Consider the following 526-nt stretch of genomic DNA (forward strand, 5'->3'; position numbering starts at 1 on the left):
CCGTTGTGTAGAGCGAAAGGTAGTAGCCGATGAAGTCGCTCTGCGCCTCCTCCTGGAGCGCTATCACCCAGTCGAGCGGCCGCGTGAGGATGCTGCTGGCATCGAGCCATATGCCCCCGTACCGCAGCAGCAGTTCGAGGCGGAKCCAATCCGCGCGCCTCTGGGGTGATTGAAGCGCGAGGCCGGCGGGCAGTTCAGGGATGTACGCGTGCAGCGTGCTGTCGTCGAGCACCCGGATGCTGAAGTCCGGGTGCAGCGCACGCCAGCGCGCAATGCAGCGCCGCACCACCAACGGTGGCGTGGTGCCGCTCCAGTAGCTCCAGATGACGGGCGGAATGGCTGTCGGATTGCGGCCGGCGTCGCCGAAGACGTACGGGACGAACTCATGCGCCGGCGCGGTCTCCAGTTGCCGGCGCCGCAATGCGTAGAAGGCACGCAACCAGCGGGCGAGTTGCAATTCACCACGGTGCCTGAAGCCGCGCCAGCGCGAGTCCTTCATTACCGCCACGGCCGGAAGGCGCGGTGG

Annotated in this window: 1 protein-coding gene; it reads right to left on the reverse strand. The window is 67.0% G+C overall.

Translation table 11 applies throughout. The features are described from left to right. Positions 1-499, reverse strand: a 499-nt coding sequence (locus tag AC1DTN_RS39125) for a glycosyltransferase family 32 protein (protein WP_477925625.1), incomplete at its 3' end; no start/stop codon positions are given. Positions 500-526 lie beyond the last annotated feature (27 nt).

It is taken from the genome of Rhizobium sp. 01T444, assembly GCF_056398305.1.